General features: G+C 68.5%; 13 protein-coding genes. 8 read left to right on the top strand and 5 right to left on the bottom strand.

From position 1 onward, the window contains the following. Positions 1-43: 43 nt before the first annotated feature. The 4 genes from aspD (at position 44) to HUA78_RS20660 (ending at position 5,105) form a co-directional block, all read left to right on the top strand. The gene (aspD, locus tag HUA78_RS20675) at positions 44-1,717 is read left to right on the top strand and encodes an aspartate 4-decarboxylase (RefSeq protein ID WP_174455432.1); all 1,674 of its coding nucleotides are present in this window, start codon (positions 44-46) and stop codon (positions 1,715-1,717) included. Between the two features lie 35 nt (positions 1,718-1,752). Beyond that, positions 1,753-2,910, top strand: a complete 1,158-nt coding sequence (locus HUA78_RS20670; RefSeq protein WP_174455433.1) for a type II asparaginase — start codon at positions 1,753-1,755, stop codon at positions 2,908-2,910. A gap of 33 nt (positions 2,911-2,943) precedes the next feature. Beyond that, complete coding sequence (locus tag HUA78_RS20665; protein WP_174455434.1) at positions 2,944-4,095, top strand: hypothetical protein; 1,152 nt, start codon at positions 2,944-2,946, stop codon at positions 4,093-4,095. Positions 4,096-4,214: 119 nt separating this feature from the next. Continuing rightward, on the top strand, positions 4,215-5,105 hold the full coding sequence (locus tag HUA78_RS20660; RefSeq protein WP_174455435.1) for a bile acid:sodium symporter: 891 nt from the start codon (positions 4,215-4,217) through the stop codon (positions 5,103-5,105). 9 nt (positions 5,106-5,114) lie between these two features. Here the strand turns inward: HUA78_RS20660 and HUA78_RS20655 are convergent, their stop codons facing one another. Both HUA78_RS20655 and HUA78_RS20650 read right to left on the bottom strand, forming a co-directional pair. Then, on the bottom strand, positions 5,115-8,024 hold the full coding sequence (locus tag HUA78_RS20655) for a patatin-like phospholipase family protein (RefSeq protein WP_174476974.1): 2,910 nt from the start codon (positions 8,022-8,024) through the stop codon (positions 5,115-5,117). 120 nt (positions 8,025-8,144) lie between these two features. Continuing rightward, positions 8,145-10,022, bottom strand: coding sequence for a SulP family inorganic anion transporter (locus HUA78_RS20650; RefSeq protein ID WP_174476973.1), 1,878 nt, complete (start codon positions 10,020-10,022; stop codon positions 8,145-8,147). A 302-nt stretch (positions 10,023-10,324) separates the two neighbouring features. On the opposite strand from HUA78_RS20650, the gene HUA78_RS20645 reads away from it, so the two are divergent. Both HUA78_RS20645 and HUA78_RS20640 read left to right on the top strand, forming a co-directional pair. Next, positions 10,325-11,653, top strand: a complete 1,329-nt coding sequence (locus HUA78_RS20645; protein WP_174465183.1) for a DUF1254 domain-containing protein — start codon at positions 10,325-10,327, stop codon at positions 11,651-11,653. Between the two features lie 137 nt (positions 11,654-11,790). Further along, the gene (locus tag HUA78_RS20640) at positions 11,791-12,654 is read left to right on the top strand and encodes a neuromedin U (protein ID WP_174476972.1); all 864 of its coding nucleotides are present in this window, start codon (positions 11,791-11,793) and stop codon (positions 12,652-12,654) included. Between the two features lie 60 nt (positions 12,655-12,714). Here HUA78_RS20640 and HUA78_RS20635 read toward each other — a convergent pair whose 3' ends face one another. The 3 genes from HUA78_RS20635 to HUA78_RS20625 all read right to left on the bottom strand — a co-directional run bounded on the left by HUA78_RS20635 (position 12,715) and on the right by HUA78_RS20625 (position 16,345). Further along, complete coding sequence (locus tag HUA78_RS20635) at positions 12,715-13,635, bottom strand: HAD family phosphatase (protein WP_174476971.1); 921 nt, start codon at positions 13,633-13,635, stop codon at positions 12,715-12,717. A gap of 9 nt (positions 13,636-13,644) precedes the next feature. Continuing rightward, the gene (locus HUA78_RS20630; protein WP_174455441.1) at positions 13,645-15,480 is read right to left on the bottom strand and encodes an aspartate:alanine exchanger family transporter; all 1,836 of its coding nucleotides are present in this window, start codon (positions 15,478-15,480) and stop codon (positions 13,645-13,647) included. Positions 15,481-15,628: 148 nt separating this feature from the next. After that, a complete protein-coding gene (locus HUA78_RS20625; protein ID WP_174455442.1) occupies positions 15,629-16,345 on the bottom strand; it encodes an outer membrane beta-barrel protein in 717 nt (238 codons plus the stop codon). Between the two features lie 214 nt (positions 16,346-16,559). Between HUA78_RS20625 and HUA78_RS20620 the strand changes: the two genes are divergently transcribed. Together HUA78_RS20620 and HUA78_RS20615 are read left to right on the top strand one after the other, a co-directional pair. Then, positions 16,560-18,308, top strand: a complete 1,749-nt coding sequence (locus tag HUA78_RS20620) for a SulP family inorganic anion transporter (RefSeq protein WP_174476970.1) — start codon at positions 16,560-16,562, stop codon at positions 18,306-18,308. A gap of 92 nt (positions 18,309-18,400) precedes the next feature. Then, positions 18,401-19,471, top strand: coding sequence for a putative zinc-binding metallopeptidase (locus tag HUA78_RS20615; protein WP_141642315.1), 1,071 nt, complete (start codon positions 18,401-18,403; stop codon positions 19,469-19,471). The last annotated feature ends 1 nt before the right edge of the window (position 19,472 follow it).

The following is a 19,472-nucleotide window of genomic DNA, read 5'->3' as shown; positions in this document are numbered from 1 at the left end:
GACAGCACCCAAGCCGGTGGGGCGTCGCAGGAGCGAGACGGATATGAGCACGGAGACGACGACCGAGACGCAGACGGGCGCCCCACGGGACGCGGATGCCCCCGACACGCAAGAGCTCCGCAAGCTCAGTCCGTTCGAGCTGAAGGACACGCTTATCGAGCTGGCGGATGAATCCGCGAAGACGCGAGCGGCGGTGATGCTCAACGCGGGCCGCGGCAACCCCAACTGGATTGCCACCACGCCCCGCGAGGCGTTCTTCCTGATGGGACAGTTCGCGCTGCGCGAGTCCCGCCGCACGTGGAACGAGCCGGACGTGGGGCTCGCCGGCATGCCGAAGTCCCCGGGCATCGCCGCGCGGCTGCGCAAGTTCCTCGACGAGAGCGAGGACAGCGCGGGCATCCGTCTCTTGCGCGACGCGCTCGACTACGGCGTCTCCACGCTGGGCTTCGATGCGGACAAGTTCGTCTGGGAGCTGACCGACGCGGCCATCGGCGACAACTATCCGGTGCCGGACCGGATGCTCGTCCACTGCGAGCGCATCGTGCGGGCCTACCTGGCCAAGGAGATGTGTGACAGCCGTCCGCCGCCGGGGCGGTTCGACCTGTTCGCCGTCGAGGGTGGCACCGCGGCCATGACGTACATCTTCCGGTCGCTGATGGTGAACGGCCTGCTCCAGAAGGGCGACACCATTGCCCTGGGCACGCCCATCTTCACGCCCTACCTGGAGATTCCGCGCCTGGAGGAGTTCGGCCTGCGCACGGTGGACATCCGCCAGAGCGCGATGACGGAGGAAGGCCGCCACGCGTGGCAGTACCCGGATTCGGAGCTGCGCAAGCTGGAGGATCCGCGCATCAAGGCGTTCTTCGTCGTGCATCCGGGCAACCCCGGTGCGACGGCCATGCGGCGTGAGTCGATGGACCTGCTCGTGGACCTGGTCCGGAAGAAGCGGCCCGACCTGCTGATCCTCACCGACGACGTGTACGGCACCTTCGTCGAGGGCTTCCGCTCCCTGGCGGCGGAGCTGCCGCACAACACGCTCCTGGTCTACTCCTACTCCAAGCACTTCGGCTGCACGGGGTGGCGCCTGGGTGTCGTCGCGCTCCACGAGGACAACATCGTCGACGCGATGATCGCCCGGCTGCCCGAGGCCCAGCGGGAGATGCTCAACGAGCGGTATGGCTCCATCTTGCTGGAACCGGAGCGCCTGAAGTTCATCGACCGGATGGTGGCCGACAGTCGTGCCGTCGCGCTGAACCACACCGCGGGACTGTCCCTGCCGCAGCAGCTCCAGATGTCGCTCTTCTCGCTGTTCGCCTTGCTGGACAAGGACGACACGTACAAGAAGCGCTGTCGGAAGATCTGCCGGGACAGGCTCGCGGCGCTGTATCAGGGGCTGGACATCGACCTGCCCGACGATCCGCTGCGCACGTCGTACTACCAGACGCTCGACCTGGACGTGTGGGCGCGCAAGCACGTGGGGCAGGCCTTCGTCGAGTACGCGGAGTCGCGGCACGATCCGCTCGACATCGTGCTCGCCCTGGCGCGCCAGCACGGCGTGGTGCTGCTCAACGGCAGCGGCTTCGAGGGGCCGGAGTGGTCGGCGCGCGTGTCGCTCGCGAACCTGGATGACGACGACTATCCGCGCATTGGCCAGAGCCTCAAGGACATCGTCATCCGCGCCATCCAGGAGTGGAAGGGCACCCGCCTGGACTCCTGAGCTTCCGTGACGCCAACCCCCAATCGAGGTCCACCATGAACGGTTCCAAGAACACGGTGCGAGGGCTGCTGGCCGCGCTGGGCTTGCTGCTGACAGGCGCGGGAATCGCCGCGCAGGAGGGGCGGCCGCCGACGAACTCCAGCGAGTCGCAGGGCACGTCGGGCTCGAGCGGTGCCCAGGCGACGCCAGGGAAGGCCCCCAAGGAACTGGCGTCCGTGCGCATCCTCGCCACCGGCGGCACCATCGCCGGGGCGCAGGCCAATCCGCAGGGGTATGGCTACAAGTCCGGAGCCTTCAAGGTCGAGGACCTCATCAAGGCCGTCCCCAACCTGGACAAGGTGGCGAAGCTGACGGGTGAGCAGGTGGCGAACATCGGCAGCCAGGACATGAACGACTCGGTGTGGCTGAAGCTCGCGAAGCGCACCAACGAGCTGCTCGCTTCGCCGGACGTGGACGCCGTCGTCGTCACGCACGGCACCGACACGCTGGAGGAGACGGCGTACTTCCTGGACCTGGTCGTCAAGAGCGACAAGCCCGTGGTGCTCGTGGGCTCCATGCGTCCGGCCACGGCCATCAGCGCGGACGGGCCGGGCAACCTCTACAACGCGGTGGCGGTGGCCGCGTCCCCGGAGGCGAAGGGGCGCGGGGTGCTGATTGTCATCAACGACGAAATCCACACCGCTCGCAACGTCACCAAGACGAACACCACCAACGTGGAGACCTTCCGCAGCCCGAACCGGGGCCCCGCGGGGGTCGTCAACACCGGTGACGTCCACTGGTTCGAGAGGATGGACAAGAAGCACACCGTCGACTCCGAGTTCTCCGTCACCGGCAAGGACACGCTCCCCCGCGTCGACATCCTCTACGCCCACGCCAACATGAGCCCGGACCTCATCGACTCCGCCGTGAAGAATGGAGCCAAGGGGCTGGTCATCGCGGGCGTGGGGGATGGGAACATGACCCAGCCGGCGCTCGACACGCTGGCCAAGCACGTGAAGAGGGGCCTGGTGGTGGTGCGCAGCACGCGGCTGCCCAGCGGACTCGTCCTCCGCAACAATGAAATCAACGACGACCAGAAGGGCTTCGTGGCCTCCGGAGAGCTGAACCCGGCGAAGTCGCGCGTGCTGCTGCAGCTGGCCCTGCTGGAGACGAAGGACCCGACCAAGGTGCAGCGGATGTTCGAGGAGTACTGAGGACCGGGGATTGAGCCTCCGGCCCCATTCATCATGGCCGACTCCCACACACTTCCCGACTTCTCCCTGGTGAGGGGTGGGCCGTTCTTCGAACTGGAGCGCGGCCTGCGCATCATCAGGCCGCCGGGGTTCAACGCCGTTTGGGCCGCGGTCTCCGTCACGTTGGTGACGTGGGTGCCCCTGATGCTGCTCGCGCTGCTCCAGGGGCCGGAGAGCACCCGCCTGCTGTTCTCCGAGCTCCAGGTGCATGCGGAGCTCCTGCTGTCGCTGCCCGTCATCGTCGCGGCCGAGCCATACATCGATGGCCGCGTCTGTGTGGCGGCGCGTCAGTTCCTCCGCGCCAACCTGGTGGAGGACCGGAGCCGTGAGTCGTTCGAGGCCTGTGCCCGGAGCCTGACACGCTGGCGCGACGCTCGCAGCATCGAGCTGATGCTGCTGGGCATCGTCATCGCGCTCGCGATCGTGTCCCCGCCGGACCCGGCGCGGGAGTGGTTCTTCGTGTCGGACCCCACGCCCAGGCTTTCCCTCCCGGGAGGGTGGTACCAGTGCGTGAGCCAGCCCCTGGTGCGCTTTCTCGCGTTCCGGTGGGCGTGGCGCGCCATCGTATGGGGCGTCTTCCTCTTGAGGGTCTCACGGCTCCCGCTCCGGCTGGTTCCCACCCACCCGGACCAGTCGGGCGGGCTGGGGTTCCTCTCCATCTGCCAGGGCAGCTTCGCGCCGGTGGTCTTCGCGGTGGCGGTCCCTGTCGCGGCGTATTCGTTCCGGACGAATGCCTCGGCCATCACCCAGACTCCGCTGGAATACATCATGCCGCAGGTCCTCTACGCCGTCCTCGCGTGCATCGCAGTGTTCGCGCCCCTGGGGTTCTTCTCCTGGCAACTGGTGCACGCCAAGCGGCAGGGAGACCCGTGGTTCTCGGCGGTCGCCGCGCACCACTCGCGACGGTTCGAGGATAAGTGGTTCCGTCGGGCGCCGGACGCAGACCCTCTGGGCTCACCGGACTTCTCCTCCCTGGCGGACCTGGGCACGTCCTTCATGGTCGCCCGGAGGATGAAGCTGTTCCCGTGGGACCAGCGCTCGCTCCTCTCGGTGGCCGTGGCGGCGACGGCGCCGCTCATCATCCTGCTGATTTTCGATCGCCAGTTCCTCGCGGTGGTGCACCAGCTCCGTCAGAGCGTGAGCTGAGCGGTCGCGGGCCGGGGCAGGCGCCCGGGTGCCCGGGTGCCCGGGACTCCCTCGACGGGGCAGGGGTGGAGATACCTGTGCGGGGGCCCAGTCACGCGCCGCCCGCAGAGGAGGCGAGCATGCTCAGGTCCGTGGTCGCATTCGTGCTGGGCAACATCGTGACCCTCTTCATGTTCACCGAGGGACTGGCGCGCCGTCCCGGAGAGATTCGACACGTCCTGGAGCGCCCCGCGCTCTACGTGCGCTCCCTGCTGGTGGTGCTGCTGGTCGTGCCCCTTGTCGCCCTGGCGGTGGTGGAGGTCTTCCGACTTCCGACGGTGGTGGCCAGCGCCATCCTGTTGATGGCGGTCTGTCCAGGCGCGCCGCTGCAGGTGAATCAGGCGAAGGCCCTGGGCGCGAATCCCTCTACGTCCATCAACCTGCTGCTCCTGCTCAGCGTGTTCGCGCTCATCTCGGTGCCCGCGTGGGTCCTGGGCGTGGACCGCCTGCTCGGCGTCGAGTTCAAGGCGAACCCGGAGCTGGTGTTCCGCCTGCTGGCGGTGAAGATCCTCCCGCCGCTCGCGGTGGGCATCGCCGTGCGGTACTACGCTCCGAACGTGGCCAAGGCCCTGGCTCCGTGGTGCAGCCGGGTGTTCAGCGTGCTGTTGCTCTGCGTGGCCGTGGTCCTGCTCTTCATCGTCGGACCCCGGCTCATCCACATCGCGTGGCTCGCCATCCTCGCGCTGGTGGTGCTCGTCTCCATCTCCATCGTGCTCGGACACTGGGCCGGGGGACCCCGGCTGGAGGACCGCAAGGCGGTGGCCCTGGCCACGGCCTTCGCGCACCCGGTGCTGGCGATGACCATCATCATCCAGAGCTATCCGAACTACCGGGCCCTGGAGGTCGCGGGCGTGGTGGGGGCCTACATCGTCATCCGCCTGCTCGCGCTGACGCCCTACAAGTTCTGGGTGAAGCGACAGCGAGACACGGAGTCCTCGCGGCGCGTGCCCCCGGGCGGCGTCCCAGCCTGAAGTGTCCCTTCAGCGCTTGAGCCGCGCGGAGTCCTTGGGGTTGATGCTCACCTTCGCCCAGATGAAGCCCAGGTTGCCCCAGTCCTGGACCTCCTTGACGGTGACGTGCTGCCCGACGCCGAGGGCGCCCAGGGGCTTGCCGTACGCCGCCGGCTCTCCCGTCGCGGGCTCGTCCCTCAGGAGCGAGGGGACGGTGCTCTCCAGCGTGCTGCCCACGAACTGCTGCGGCGACAAGGACCACTCCGTCTGGGAGGGCTTGCAGTAGAAGCAGGTGCGCCACGTGTTGGATCCGGGCAGGTACTGGCCCAGGTAGACCCACGCGTCCTTGCGGCCATCCCCCAGGCTGGTGGCGAGGTCCGGTGTGCTCGCGTCGACCTGGGAGAAGACCTGCACGGCCGGGGCGTCGGGATTGTAGAGGCGAGCGGTGCCTTGTCGCTGCAGGGAGACCTGGTCCTCGACGAGCTGTCGGGTGATCTCCGCGGCGAGCTTCCTCGCGAGCGGGTCCTTCAGCTTCTCCATCAACGGATGGGCGTGGATGGCGACGGGGTCCTGGATGGCCCCGAACGCGACGGTGCGCTGCGTCTGGGCCGCGCCCCGGAGGTTCTTGATGTGGCTGGCGATGAGGTTGCTCGCGCTCTCTTCCTGCCAGAGGAACTGGCCCAGCAGGCGCCCCTTGTCCTTGGGCCCCAGGGCCCAGGCCGTCATCACCTCGTCCTGGTTCTCCTCCACGCACTCGCGCTGTGCCTTGCTCGCGTCCTCCGACAGCCGCACGTCCCCGTAGTTGTAGCGGGTCTGCATCATGGGGACCTGCTTGCTCGCGAGGAGGCGACCTATCTCCGCCTTCTGGTAGTCGGCCATGTCGCGCGCGAAGGCATGGCTGGCGCGCGAGAGGGCGGACAGTGGGGTGCCGATGGCATCCACGGAGGCCTCGCGCTCGTCCAGCGACGGCGGCTTCGCGCCCGAGTCGATCTCCACGAAGAGGACGCCGCGGTCCGTGAGCTGCGTGAAGAGCTGGTCGATGGCGGCCCGCGCGGCGGGGTTCGTCTTCCAGCGCTCCGGGTCGGTGAGCCCCCGCAGCAGCAGGACGAAGGTGTCCAGCCCGGTGTTGTCGAAGACGCCGCCGTCGATGAGCGGCTCGCGGTGCTCCTGGGCGTCAACGACCTCCGGAAGGTCGACGACGAAGGGGAAGTTCGCGGAGGCGCGGACCGCGTCGGCGAGCGCGATGTCTCCCGTCGTCGTCAACTCGCTCGTGGATCGCGCCTGGGCCTCCGGCTGGGTGCCGTCACTCACCAGCCGGCCGGGCAGGGGCGGCTTGCCCGTGACGATGCGGCCTCCGGTCCGAGCGCTGGCCGTGTTGATGAAGAGCAGGGGGACACTTCCGTCGTCGGGGAGGCTCGCGGGCCAGCCCAGGTAGTCCGACCAGAAGGACGCGAGCCCTCCGCCACGGCTCACCCCCGGCATCACCACGCCGCGCAGCAGGGGCGCGTTGAAGTCCACGAACATGTCATCCAGGGTGTCGCTGCTCAGCGGCCACAGGCGCTCCGCCTTCAGGCCACACGCCCCGTTCATCAGGTGGGAGGCGAGCTCCTCGCGAGGCGCGTGCTTGAGCGGAACGTCCGCGGGAACGGTCGCCCCCAGGGTGCCCGCGGCCAGTCGGTGGGAGAAGTGCGCGCTGGCGACGCTGCCACCGGAGACGCTGCTGATGAAGAGGACATGGTCGGCCAGGGACTGCGCGCGGCAGCGCTCCGTGGTGGCGTCGGGGGCCTTCACCTGCATCCGGCTCAGGCTCTCCAGCGTGAGCATGGCGAAGATGGCCGCTCGCGAGCCGCCTCCCGCGGCGGAGACGAAGACGACGGGGCCGTCGCACATCAAGTCGAGTCTTCGATTCGCCGTGTCGACCCACCGGGTGAAGAGGGCGTCCTCACTCATGGACTTGCCTTCGGCCAGGGGCAGGGGCTGGAGGGATTCCTGCCGGTCCAGCAGCCCCACGACGACGACTCCGGAGCCCAACAGCGCGAGGGCGAGCACGGCGCGTTGGACCACGTTCTCCACCAGGTCGAGCGCGCGCGCCGCGCACAGAATCACGAAGAGCAGATGGTAGATGGCCCAGATGGTGTAGAGCCGGAAGCTGGCCTCGGGAATCGTCGGGATGAAGAAGCCCCAGAGCAGCTCCGCCAGGAAGTACGAGCCCAGCGACATCACCAGTCCCCGCGTGACGACCTCCGCCAGGACGCGAAGCGAGGGCCTCCAAGCGAGGATCCTCGGGCCGAGCAGCCCGAGCAGGCCCACCGCCACCGTGAGCGCGGCCACGAGGCCCGGCCCCGAGTCACGCGCCTTCCACGGCGCCGGCAGCAGCCCTAGAAAGCCCACGAGTCCCAGCGCGAGGCCCGCCACGACAAAGCCGCCGTACAGCAGGGCTCGCGGCGTCCGGCGCTCCGGGGCGGGGAACGCCAGGGGGAAGCGGGCCCACGCCACCAGCCTCCGACACAGCGCGAGCGTCGCCCGGCTGACGAGGTTCCGGTGCTCCATCCACCGGGGAAAGCCCTCGCGCGGAACGAAGACCCACATCGCGCTCAGGAAGAAGAAGGCGCCGAGCAGCACGACATACGCCCAGAACGTCACGGCCATCAGCGCGGAGCCGCCCGCCCGCAGTGACGCCATGCCCGGCAACTGGAGCACGATGTTGTGGACCTGCGGCAGGTTGGTCAGCGCGAGGCCCGCCGCCAGCAGCGCGATGACCGTCGCGAGCCGCTTCTCGAGATAGGTGACCCACGCGGGGGCGCGCGGTGCGTCTCGCGTCACGCCCGGCACCGTGAGCAGGACGTCGTTGGTTCCGGCGGCGGCACCCGAGGGCAGGGCGGCCCCGGCTCGTTGCTTCATCGCGTTTTGACTGCGCTGGCTCGGGCGTCGCTTGCTCATGGGCCCCCTCGGTGGACAGGCCGGGCCGTCCGATGAGTTCTGGCTAGTACGACCTGTCCAGAATATCACCGTTGCGTCTGGGAATGCGTCCCAGGGGGCGGCCGTGAGGAGGGCGGGCGACTACTCGCGTGACGATGAGCCGTCGTCAATCCGAGCCAGCTTCTGGCGCAGCGCTTCCAGCCGTCGCCGGTCGCCGTCTTCCTCGGCTGCGGGGATGGCCTCTTCCACCAGGGCATTCAAGCGATGGAGGCCGTCTCGCACGAGCGACCATTCGGCCTTCGCGTGGTGGGTCCGATGTGACAGGTACTCCACGACGCCGTTCAAGGTCTGCGGGTGGATGTTCTTCGCGCCGATGTGCTCCGTCACGCCGGTCCGGTCCAGCATGCGCTGGGTGGGCCCGAGTACGCGGGAGAGCATCAGCGTGATTTCGCGGTGCTCGAGTGATTCCTTCAGCGCGGCGAGCATGTCCGCGCCGGGCACGTCGAGGTCCGCGGTGACTTCCAGGTCCAGCAGCACGGCGTGAACGGGCGAGGTCGCGCTGTCCACCCGGCCGATGATGGCGTCCCGGAGGGACGTGGCGTTGGCGAAGAAGATGCCCTCGTTGGGGCGAATCATCAGCAGCCCGGGCACGGTGAGCGGGGCGGGGTCACGCCGCACGTCCGCGAAGTCCAGCGTGCCCGGCGCGCGTCCCAGCTCGCTGACGCGGGGCTGGCTGGCGCGCCAGACGAGGAGCGCCACGGAGAGGCCCACGGAGACCAGCAGGCCTGGCAGCACCTCGAGCACGAGTACGCTGAGGAGCGCGCCCGCCGCGAGGAAGAAGTCCGTGCGGCGCAGCTTGAAGAGGCGGCGCATCTCCTTGACGTCCATCATCCCCGCGGTGGCCAGCACGACGATGGCGGCCAGGGTGGCCTCCGGCAGCGTGCGGAACAGCGGCGTGAAGAAGAGCGCCACCAGCGCGAGGATGGCGGCCGCGAGCAGGCTGGACATCTGCGTGCGCGCCCCCGCCGCGTCATTGGCGGCGGACTTGGACAGGCTGCATCCCACGGACAGACCGCGGAAGAGGCCGGCGCCCAGGTTCGCCGCGCCCAGGCCGATGAGCTCCTGGTTCGGGTCCACTTCATAACGGTGCTTCGACGCGAGCACCCGGGCGGGTCCAATGGCCTCCGCGAACGCCACCAGCGCGATGCCGAACGCACCGGGCATCAGCTTCAAGAGGTCTCCCAGGCCCACGTCTGGAATGGAGGGGCCCGACAGGCCGGAGGGAATGTCGCCCACCACCTTCACGCCCCGCCCTTGAAGGCCGAGCACCCCGACGACCACGGTGCCCAGCACCAGCACGACGAGGGACGCGGGCAGGCGCGGCAGCAGCTTGCCCAGGAGGACCAATACCGCGAGGCTCGCCACGCCGACGACGAGCGTGAGCGGGTGTGTCTGGCCCAGGTGGGTCACCAGGTTCCACAGCCGCTCGAAGAAGTTGCCGCTCCCGGCTTCGAGGCCGAGCAGCTTGGGCACCTGTTTGATGGCGATGACCAGGGCGAGACCGAAGACGAAGCCGGTGAGGACCGACTCCGAGAAGAACTGCGCGATTCGCCCGAGCTTCAGCACGCCGGCGAGGATGGAGATGAGGCCCGCGAGCATGGCCAGCGCGGCGGTGAGCGCGATGAAGCGGGGCGTACCGGAAGGCGCGAGCGCGGCCACCGTGGACGCGGAGAGCACGGCGACGGTGGCGGAGATGGCGACCACGAGCTGGCGTGACGTGCCCAGCAGGGCATAGAGCACCAGGGCCACCGGGCCCGCGTAGAAGGCCGCCTGCGGTGGCACTCCCGCGAGCTCCGCGTAGGCCATGGCCTCTGGAATCTGGAGCGCGGTGATGGTCAGCGCCGCCGCGACGTCCCGCTTGAGCGAGCTCGGCCGCCACTTGGGAAGCCAGGATAGGAATGGCAGGAAGCGTGCGACGGAGTGGGCTGCGGCGCTGTGGGGATGATGGCTCTCCGGCATGCGTGGCGCTCCGGCTGTCGTGTCCCGCACACGTTGCTGAGCGTCGGGGGGTCTGACAATCGAGGCGGGGGAAATCGAAGGATTCGATGAGGCCGACAGTCCTGTCCTTCGAGGCCGGGCGAGGGGACGAGCAAGCCTTTCGATTCGGGGCGGGTGGGGCTGGACCAGTCGTCCGCAGCGGGCGCCTTGCCACCGGTCCTCTTGGACTGTTGCGTGCGAATCAGCTCCGTCCCAGGTTGCCGGACGTGAGCCAGCCGCGCGGGCGAGGGCGCTGTCCTCGTCACGCCAGGAGAGGTGCCATCATGTTGGAGTCATCAACATCGGGACTGACGCCCCAGGAAATCCAGGACCTCGCGCGCGATGCTTATGTCTTCGGCCTGCCCCTGGTGGAGCACTACCGCCTGTTCGCCCTGGGCTTCCTGCCGGACTCACCGCAGGTCCGGCCGGCCAATCGCTTCCTGCACTTCGCTCGGCTGTTCACGCCAAAGGACCGCGACGTCGTCTCCGCGAACAACGACACACTCTACTCGGAAGCGAACCTCGACCTGCGTGGCGAGCCCGTGGTGCTGGACACGCCCGAGCTGAGCGGACGCTACTTCTGCGTCCAGTTGGTCGACATCACGACGAATAATCTGCCGTACATCGGGACGCGGGCCACGGGGACGGACCCTCGGCGCTTCGTCATCGCGGGACCGGACTGGGACGGCATGTTGCCCGACTCGCTGCGCGACGCGCTCGTCATCCGGTCCGCCTCGATGTTCGTGGCGGCGCTGCTGCGCATCGGCGTCAGTGGACCCGAGGACCTGTCCACGGCGGCCGCGCTCCAGCAGCGATTCCGGCTGACGCCGCTCCATGAACTCACGAAGCAGGCGGCGCCGAAGCTGCCCGCCGTGGCGTGGCCTCCGTACTTCGACGACAAGGCGGACGCGTCGCTGAAGGCGTTCGAGTACGTCAACTTCATGATGCAGTGGCACCGGTTCACGGATGCGGAGCAGTCCTTGCTGGCGCGCTTCGCGCGACTCGGGGTGCGGCCCGGGGCGCGCATGAATGCACAGGCGGTCTCGCCAGCCGTGCGTGACGCGATGCTGGAGGGGGTGAAGGAGGCACGCCGCGCCATCCAGCAGCGCCCCGTGCTTCATCGCGGCTGGGAGCTGCCCGACCCGAAGGTGGGCGCGTTCGGCGACGACTACCTGCTGCGGGCGCGCGTCGCCTGGAACTACATCTACGCGAACTCGGCCGAGGAGGCCGTCTATCCCATCACCCACCTGGATGGCGAGGACCGCCTGCTGGACGGAAGCCGGAGCCGGTACGTGCTTCGCTTCACCGCGGACGCGCTGCCTCCCGCGCGGTTCTTCTGGTCGCTCACGGCCTACGACAGCGAGACGCGCATGCTGGTGGAGAATCCCATCCAGCGGTACTCGATGGGGGACAGGTCTCGTGACTTGAAGAAGTCGAGCGATGGCTCGATTTCCTTCTTCCTCCAGCACGAAGCGCCAGAGCCCCACCGCGTGGCCAACTGGCTGCCCATCCCCGATGGGCGCTTCTATGTCCTCCTGCGCATCTACGGCCCCACCGAGTCGGCGATGCGAGGTGCGTATGTCCCGCCCGCGATCGATGCGCTGAGCGACTGAGCGCGTCGCCTTCTCGGCGAGGGTTGCCAACGCACGGTCCAAAGCGGTGCGCATGCCCCGCGGGGAGGCTTCCATTGCCGGGCCGCCCACCGATGAACATCCCCTTCGGTGCCATTCCTGGCACGGGGCGGGGGCACATGCGAGCACCGAGGGCGGGTCGAGGCGGGGCGTTGGCCGTGCTGCTGCTGCTGTCGGCCCCACTGCTTTCGTCCGCGGAGGAGCAGCAGCCTCCCTCGCCGCCAGGAGGAGATGCGGATCAGCAGGAGCTGGCCAAGGCGGTGCAGAACCCGGTGGCCTCGCTCATCAGCGTGCCCCTCCAGAACAACCTGGACCTGGAGGTGGACCCTGGAGACCGGGTGCGCAACACCCTCAACATCCAGCCGGTGGTGCCGTTGCCGCTGACGCACGACTTCAACGTCATCGCGCGCCTCATCGTGCCCATTCTCTATCAACCGGACCTGGCGGAGGGGAGTGGGGGGACGTTCGGTCTGGGTGACACGTCGGCCACGTTCTTCGTGGCGCCGAAGGAGCCAGGCCTCTTCATCTGGGGGATCGGCCCGGCATTCCTGCTGCCCACGGGGACGGCGGATGCGCTGGGCACGGGGAAGTGGAGTGTCGGGCCGTCCGTGGTGGCGCTGGTTCAGCCCTCTCCCTGGTCCATTGGAGTGCTGGCGAACAACGTGTTCTCCGTGTTCGGTGACGACGAGCGGGAGACGGTCAACCAACTGCTGCTCCAGTACTTCATCAGCTACAACCTTCCGAAGGGTTGGTATGTGACGTCCGCGCCCATCCTCACTGCGAACTGGGAGGCGCCCTCGGGCGAGCAGTGGACCATTCCCTTCGGCCTGGGGGCGGGCAAGGTCGTCACCGTGGGCAAGCAGGCCCTGAATGGCTCCGTGTCGGCGTACTACAACGCCATTCGGCCCGACCTGCCGGGCGCGGCCGAGTGGCAGCTGCGCGTCCAGCTCTCGTTTCTCTTCCCGCTGAACAAGAAGCACTGACGTCGAGTGGACGCGTGCTGGCATGCTCCCGGACGGGCGAGCCTTGACCCACATGCTCCGTCAGCCCTGGGGAAACACCTGGTTCCAGTCCGAGCGCATGCTCACCACCGTCCACCCGTCCTTCCCCGCGACATCCAGTGCCCGGTCCAGGCGCCCCGTCTTCGCCTCGCGGTCATACGCGTACTCCCGCTCCGCGTCGTCGTGGTGGAGCAGCAACCGCAGCCGAGGTCCATCTCCCGAGCCCGTGTACTGCAACATCTGGAGGTCCCCGTCCGAGTTGCCGAACGCCAGCACCGGCCGCTTCCCGATGTGCAGGTGGATGTTGATGGGCTTGCCCTCGCCATCGTCGAGGCTGGTGAGGCCAGGCAGCTTCACCAGTACGGGCTGGCCGTCCCGCAGGTCGAAGTGTGTCTTCCCGCTGCTCCCAATCACATGCGATGAGGGGATGCCGTACGTCTCCTCGCTGAAAGCCCGCAGGAAGTCGATGCCTCCACCCGAGACGATGTGCAGGTCGAACCCATGCGTCCGCAGGAGCTCCAACAGCTCCAGCATCGGCTGGTAGATGCAGTGGGTGAAGGGCCGCTGGAAGCGCGGATGCTTCGCGGTCGCCAGCCACGCCTTCGCCGTCCGGGAGAACTCCCCCGTGGTCATCCCCGCATGGGTGGCCGCGACGAGCGACGCGGCGTCATGCTCCGTGAGCTTGCGCAGCGCCTCTTCGTCCCCCTCGATGAGCGCCTGGAAGGGTTGCTGCTTGCGCCACTCCGGATGTGCGGGCACCAGCTCCCGGACCCGGTCCACGACGAAGTGGGCCTGCACGTACATGGGCTGCTCCGACCAGAGCGTGCCGTCGTTGTCGAAGACCGCGACCCGGTCCTCCGGCCGAACGAAGCTGGACGCCCCGTCCGTGGTCACCGCATCGACGAAGTCCAGCAGCGCCCTGCGCGCCGCGCCGTCATTCCAGGAGGGAAGGGGAGCGCTCATGGCGTTCTCTCAGCCCATCAGGGCGAACATGTAGCAGATGAGGGTGAGCAGCAGGTTCGAGATGGCGAACGTCACCGGATAGCCGATCGCCGGGACGATGCTCTTCGACGCCTCCTGTGCGGCCCTCATGCCGGCGCTGTTGCAGCGCGCTCCGGCGATGGCGCCCATCAACACGGCGCTGTTCATCTTGAAGATGTACTGGCCCACCATCCACCCGATGATGGGAGGAACGAAGGCCGCGATGGAGCCGATGACGAGCGTGGGCACCAGCAGACCGCCCGCGATGGCGTGCGCCACGCCCGCTCCCGAGTTCAACCCCAGGATGGCGATGAAGACGTTCAGCCCGACATCCTCGAGCAGCTGACGCGCGGACTCCGGGAACGGACCGCCGAGCGCCGGGTTGTGCGTTCGCAAGATGCTCAACCCGATGCTGACGACGAGCAGCCCCACCGCGGAGCCCAGGCTGAACTGGATGCCGAACATGGGGACCGTGATGGCGCCCAGCAGCGCACCCGCGGCGAGCCCCAGGCCCAGCGTGATGATGTCCGTGGACAGGCTGGGCTTCACCGGCGGCCCCAGCACCTTGCCCAGCTCCGCCACCCGCTTGGGGCTGCCGGTGATGCGCAGCACGTCACCCTTGTTGACCGCCTGGTCCTGGCTCACCGGAAGCTGGTCACCCGCCCGGAAGAGCGCGTTGAGGTAGATGCCTTGGCCCATCCGCAGCGCCAGCTCCCCCAGCGTCTTTCCGATGACGTCCTTGTTGTGGACGATGAACTCCACCGTGTCGAACTTCACGTTCCGCAGCTTCGAGTCGTCCACCTCCGGCCCGATGCGCGGCCCGCCCGCCAGGAGCAGCGAGACGGGGCCGAGCATCGCCACCTCGTCACCGCGACTGAGCACCAGGTCCGGCGGCGGGTTGTAGACGCGCCCCTTGTGGTAGATGCGCTCGATGGCGACCCGCGGATGCGCATGGTCCAGGTCCGCCACCGTGCGCCCCTCCAGCGCCGGGTTCTCCACCCGGAAGACCCGCAGGTCCAACGGCATGTAGCCCCGGATGAACGAGTCCGCGGTGCCCGGCAGCGGCGCGGAGTCCTCGCCCGCCAGCTCCTTCTCCATCGCCTTGCCGTCCGCCACCGCGTCCTTGCCGAACATCTTCGGCATCACCGACATCAACACGGTGAAGACAACCATGCTGATGCAGTAGAGGAACGCGTAGGACGTGGTGAGGTTGCCCGGTGCCTGGCGCGCGGCTTCCCCGGACAGGGCCGCGGAGCCACTGGCCAGCGCCGCCTGCGCCGCGCCGAAACCCGGGGTGGCCGTGTTCGCACCCGAGAGGATACCCGCCAGCAACCCCGGCGCCAGGTGCGTGAAGAAGCGCGACGCATAGACGAGCGCCGACGACAGCAGCGGTACCAGCAGCGCCAGGATGATGAGGTGCTTGCCCTCCCGGTGGATACCGCCGAGGAACTGGGGCCCCACCTTCATGCCGATGGCGAAGATGAAGAGATTGAAGAACACCGTGCTGGTGAACTCCGGCAGGGTGTACTCGATGTTGTAGGCCTGGAAGGCCCAGAAGCTGACGATGAGGGCGAGCAGCAAGGTCGCGGCCGTGGAGCCCATGCCCACGCCCTTCACCTTCACCTCACCGAGCGCGTAACCCGCGGCCACGACGAGGAACAGCAGGATGAAGGGCTGACGGCGCAGGTAGTCCAGGATGGCGCCGAAGACGCCGTGGGGATGCGGCTGCATGGCAGGCGGCGGCTGTCCCTGTGCGAAGGCGATGACAGCCAGCCCGACGACGGCGGCTCCTGCGAGAATGGCGGCATGGCGCGCTTGGCTTCTCATGCGAGCGTCCCTCCAGATATCAATCCAGGGTAGTGCGTGGCCCTCCTCTCAGGAGGAGCCCCGCGGGGGGAGGCGGGCGTGGAATCGTGCGCCCGCCCCGGGAGGCCGCCGGGGACGCCGGGGCCTCCGGGGCGTCATGGCGCGGGCCTCAGAAGCGGACGCCCAGGTTGATGGGCAGGTACTGGCCGTTCGCCCGTCGCGAGCCCGTCGGCGTGTCGTACTCAGGGCCGAAGATGTAGTGGTAGCGCGCTTCCAGATAGACGCGCATCGGGCCGTAGACGCGATAGGAGACGCCCACACCGCCGTTCAACCCGAAGTCCGTCGTGCTGCGCGAGCCGATGACGGTGTCCACCGGGACGACGTCGCTGGTGCAGTAGAGCAACCACGGGTCGCAGACCGGGACGAGCGCCGCGCCCGCGAACTGGGTGAGCTCCACCTTGCGGTAGTACAGGCCCGGGCCACCGGTGATGTAGAGACCGAACCGTCCTTTCGGCGCGACGCCGATGAGCAGGTTGAGATCTCCGTACTGCATGATGTGGTCGCCGGAGAGGCTGGTGTCCGCCAGCAGGCCCTCTTTCACGTCGTAGTCGCTGTACTGGTATTCCGCGTGGAGGCTGACGCGCTCGGTGAGGTGGTAGCCCGCGCCGAGCAGGAATCCCCAGCCCTCCTTGAACCGGCTGTGGGTTTCAAAGAGTGGGAAGACGACGCCCACGCCCAGGTTGAACGTGAAGCTGCCAGCCACGGGTGGCTCCTGTTCGATGAAGTCCTCCTTGGATTCGGCCGCCTGTCTCAACGCACCTCCCAGGGCGGGCGGAGCGGTGAGCAGCGTGGTCAGCATCAGGGACATGACGAAGAACCGAGACATGAGACGTCCTCCTGACTGAGTCGGATGAAGCTGGGGACGTGGCCACGCGCGGGCCCGGAGCGCTTCGGGCTCGTCGCTCCCTTACGTGGGGCTTGTCCGTCGTCCTTCGAGCAGAAGCCCCGCCGGGCGCCTGCCCCTCCCCGGAAGCCCATGCGGACGATTCACGGGCGACGCACCGTCAGAGCGCGGGTTCCCACCGGAGCGAGACGAGACGATGAAGCTCACGGCGACAGACGGATGGCGAAGCGCGCGGCGGTTCGTTCCGGGACTGAGCTGGGTGCGGGGCTATCAGAAGTCCTGGCTGCGTCCGGACCTGCTCTCCGCGCTGACCATTGGCGCCATGCTGGTGCCACAAGGGCTGGCCTACGCGCAGATCGTCGGCGTCAGGCCTGTCGCCGGGTTGTACGCGGGCGCCATCGCCATGCTGGCCTATGCGCTGTTCGGGCCCTCCCGACACATGCTGCTCGGACCGGAGGCGGGTGCCGCCATCATCGCCGCGAGCGCGCTGGCGGGTGTCGCGGGCACGGACCCCGCCCGCTACGCCTCGCTCGCCGCGCTCCTGGCGTTGATGGTGGGCCTCATCAGCCTGGCGGCCGGGCTGTTCAAGACGGGCGCGCTCGCGGACTTCCTCTCCAAACCCATCCTCATCGGCTACACCAACGGCGCGGCGCTCATCATCATCGGCAGCCAGCTGGCGCGGATGTTCGGCCTGGAGCGCAAGGCCAACGACTTTCCGGGGCAGGTGCTGGAGGTGGGGCAGAACCTGGGAAAGACGCATCTGCCCACGCTGCTGCTCGGGCTGGGAATCATCGTCGTCCTCGTGCTCCTGCGGCGCTTCCTGCCGAAGCTGCCCGGGCCGCTGATCCTCGTGGTGCTCACCACCGTGGCCGCGGAGGTGTTCCAGCTCCATCACGGAGGGGTGAAGGTCGTCGGGCCCGTCGCCGCCGCACCGCCGTCCCTGGGCCTGCCCTCGGTGGGCTTCTCCGATGTCCGGGCCCTGCTCCCGGCCGCGCTGAGCCTCGCGCTGGTCAACTACGCCGGCTCCGTGCTCACCGGCCGCCTCTACGCGGACAAGCACCGGTACCACCTGGACGGCAACCAGGAGTTCCTCGGGCAGGCGGCCGCGAACCTGGCCAATGCCTTCACGCAGGGGTTCCCGGTGACAGGGAGCGACTCTCGCACCGCGGTCAATGACGCCATGGGCGGCAAGTCACAGCTGGTGGGGGTCGTCGCCGCCGTGCTGGTCACCGTGTTCGCGCTCTTCCTCACGCCGCTGCTCAAGAACCTCCCGCTGGTGACGCTCGGGGGCATCGTCATCGTCGCGGCGGTGTACCTGATGGATGTGGCCGCCGTCGTCGCGCTGTGGCGGGTGCGGCGCGTGGAAGCGGTGCTCGCGGTGGTGACGACGCTCGGCGTGTTGGTACTGGGCATCCTCCAGGGCATCCTCATCGCCGTGGCGCTGGCCCTGGGCGACCTCATCCGTCGCGCGGCGCATCCGCACGACGCCGTCCTGGGCGAGCGTGAAGGCGTGCCCGGCTGGCACGACGTCAGCCGACACACGGGCACGCACACGATTCCGGGCCTCCTCGTCTATCGCTTCGACGCGCCCATGTTCTTCGCCAATGCCCGCCACCTCCGGGAGCAGCTTCGCGCGCTGGTCGCTCGGGCGAAGCCCCCCGTGCAGGAAGTCGTGTTGGACGCGAGCGCGGTGTTCGACCTGGACGTCACCGCCGCCGACGGCCTGGAGAAGCTGCGCCGCGAGTTGGAGGCCCAGGGCATCGTCCTGGTCATCGCGGATGCGAACGCGCCGCTGCGCGGGATGCTGCGTCGCACGGGGATGATGGAGCGGCTGGGCGAGGAGAACGTCTATCTCACCGTCGAGGCCGCCGTGGCCCGCTTCCAGAAACGCGGACCAGGCACGAGCCCCGAGTCCGAGCCACCTTCGCCCCCCGCCTCCCACTGACGCGCGGCTCAGCGGGGCCTTGGTTGGCTGCCCGCCTGGCGCGCGCTGAAGGGCTGCCCGCCTGGCCCGGGGCTTCTTATCTAGAAGAGGGCATGTGGACTCCTCCCTCCCATCCCGCCTTCCCCCTGCGTGAGAAGCACCCGGCGCAACAGGGCGACGGACGCGGCGGACTGCCTCCTCGACGTGAGCAGTTGCTGCAGGCCCGCATCAAGGACCTGTCGCTGCGACTGGCGGGGACGCCGCTGGAGCGGCACATCGACCAGCTCTACGCGGAGCTGGAGTCGCGAGGCATCTCCTTCAAGCCCCAGTGCTACCTGTCCGACGAGTGGGGCTGTCCTTCCGGCGTGCCCGTCATCGGCGTGCCGTTCTACCTGGCGGACCCGGACCTGCACTCCATCGAGGCGGAGCTGGGCGGCGGTGTGGAGACGGAAGGGGAGATCCTCATGTACCTGCGCCACGAGGCCGGGCACGCCTTCAACTACGCCCACCAGCTCTACGAAACGGAGGAGTGGCGCAAGCAGTTCGGCGACTACTCGCGACCGTACCGCGACGACTACAAGGCGCGGCCCTTCTCGCGGCGCTACGTCCACCACATCGCGGGCTGGTACGCGCAGAAGCACCCGGACGAGGACTTCGCGGAGACCTTCGCGGTGTGGCTCACGCCGGACAGCGACTGGCGCAAGCGCTACCAGGGCTGGGGCGCGCTGCGAAAGCTCCAGTACGTGGAGGACACGGTGGGGCGGCTGGGCCGTACGCCACCGCGAGTCCAGTTGGCCCAGCCGGACCTGACGACGGAGGAGATGGAGGGCACGGTCCTCGACCACTATCGGCAGCGGGAGCTGGACCAGAAGGTGGACCTGGAGCTGCGCGACGCGTTCGACCAGTTCCTGGAGGATATCTTCGAGGGGCCCGGCGTGGCGCCGGTGCGCGCGGAGACGTTGGTTCGCGCCGAGCGGCAGCGGCTCTTGTCGAGCGTGAGCCACTACACGGGGGTCAGTCCCAGCGTGGTGCGGGCGCTGCTGGACCACCTGGGGGACAGGACCGCGTCGCTGGGGCTCACGCTGCACCCGGATGACAGCAGGGAGGCGGCGCTGCGCATCGCCTCGCTCGTGACGGCCCTGGCGATGAATCACCTCTACACCGACCGCTTCTTCGAGGAGTGAA

This window comes from Myxococcus sp. CA033 (assembly GCF_013336625.1).
GTDB classification, from domain to species: Bacteria; Myxococcota; Myxococcia; order Myxococcales; family Myxococcaceae; genus Myxococcus; species Myxococcus llanfairpwllgwyngyllgogerychwyrndrobwllllantysiliogogogochensis.
This window is presented reverse-complemented; position numbering and strand designations above follow the sequence as displayed.